The organism is Ornithinibacter sp., assembly GCF_035443565.1.
Classification (GTDB): Bacteria; Actinomycetota; Actinomycetes; order Actinomycetales; family Dermatophilaceae; genus Fodinibacter.
Genome location: NZ_DAORSO010000310.1, coordinates 1 through 1,764, shown reverse-complemented (window position 1 = coordinate 1,764; position 1,764 = coordinate 1). Strand labels below are relative to the sequence as shown.

Annotated in this window: 1 protein-coding gene and 1 pseudogene; both read left to right on the top strand. The window is 72.7% G+C overall.

Annotated elements, in window-relative coordinates; genetic code table 11:
- Positions 1–233, top strand: a pseudogene (locus tag PLL68_RS14775) (DEAD/DEAH box helicase); the annotation flags it as partial.
- 141 nt (positions 234–374) lie between these two features.
- On the top strand, positions 375–1,764 hold a 1,390-nt coding region (locus PLL68_RS14770), incomplete at its 3' end, for an MBL fold metallo-hydrolase RNA specificity domain-containing protein (RefSeq protein ID WP_324535387.1).

The window sequence follows — 1,764 nt, the reverse complement described above, 5'->3', positions numbered from 1 at the left end:
AGACCGGCAAGGGTGCCGGTCGTCGGGGCCCGTCGGGCGGCCGCGGCAACGAGCGTGGCAACGACCGTGGGGACCGCGGCCGCGGCGGTAACCGTCGATCGGATGCCGCTCGCCCGTCGTCGCGTGACGGTGACGCACCCGCGGAGGGCGCCGGCCGTCCCCGCCGCACCCGCAACCGTCGCCGCACCAGTGGTGGCAGCGGCAGCAGTGCCTCGGGCACGACCGCCAGCTAGAGCCTGACCACGAAGGGCCGCACCGGCATCCGGTGCGGCCCTTCGTCGTCGGGTGCGCCGCGCCCGGGTCGCGAGGCGGTGTGAGGAACCAGTCCCTCGGCACCACTGTCCCCGGACCCACGCGGGGAGGACGATGGAGGCGTGAGCAGCCCCACGTTGACGTTCTGGGGGGCTGCCGGCACCGTCACCGGCAGCCGCTTCCTCGTCGAGACCGGCGCCTCTCGCGTGCTCGTCGACGCAGGTCTCTACCAGGGACTTCGCGAGCTGCGGCAGCGCAACTGGGACGTGCTCCCGGTCGACCCGGCCAGCCTCGACGGCGTCGTGCTGACCCATGCGCACCTCGACCACTGCGGCTACCTGCCCCGGCTGGTTCGCGACGGCTTGGCGGCGCCGGTCATCTGCACGGACCAGACGGCTGAGCTCACGGCGATCGTGCTGCGTGACAGCGCTCGAATCCAGGAGGAGGACGCGGGGTACGCCAACCAGGCGGGGTTCTCCCGACACCGTCCGGCGTTGCCCCTCTACGACGAGCTCGACGTGGAGCAGACCCTCCCGCTGTTGCGCCCGGTGCCGCTGCACGACGCCGTCCCCCTGACAGAGGACGTCACCGTGACCCTTCATTCGGCGGGGCACATCCTCGGTGCGACGAGCGTGCTCGTGGACGCAGCCGGGTCGACCGTGCTGTTCAGCGGCGACCTGGGCCGCGCGGACCACCCGTTGGTGCCTCGCCGCGAGAACCCTCCGTCGGCCGACGTCATCGTCGTCGAGTCGACCTACGGCGACCGCACTCACCCACCACGGTCCCCCGACCCGGCGGACGACGTGCTGGCCGGCGCCATCCGCCGCACTCTCGCGCGAGGCGGCACCGTGCTCGTCCCCGCCTTCGCCATCGACCGGACCGAGCTCGTCCTCCTGCGGGTCGGGGAGCTGATGACCAGTGGTGCCGTCCCCACCGTGCCCGTCTACCTCGACAGTCCGATGGCGCAGCGGGCCCTGGACGTCTATCGCCGCTACCTGGCGACGGTCGACCCAGGCCTGCTGCCACCCGGCTGGGAGGTCGACAGCCTGGGCGTGCCGGACCTGCGCATCGTGCGCAACGCGGTCGAGTCGGAGGCGCTGAACGTGCCGCGTCATCCCTGCGTCATCATCTCGGCCTCCGGCATGGCGACCGGTGGCCGGGTCGTGCACCACCTCGCGCACCAGCTCGGCGACCCCCGCAACTGCGTCGTCCTCACCGGTTACCAGGCCGTGGGGACGCGAGGACGAGACCTGCTCGAGGGCGCCCGGGAGGTCAAGATGCACGGCCGCTACGTGCCGGTGCGCGCCGAGGTCGTGGACGACCCGGAATTCTCGGTGCACGCCGACTCCGACGAGATCATCGAGTGGCTGAGCCGGATCGAGACGCCACCCACGACGCTGTACGCCGTGCACGGTGAGCCGGCGGCCTCACGGGCCCTCGCCGACCGCATCGCGCGCGAGCTGGGCTGGACAGCGGTGGTCCCGCGCGTCGGCGAGCGCGTTCGGCTGGACT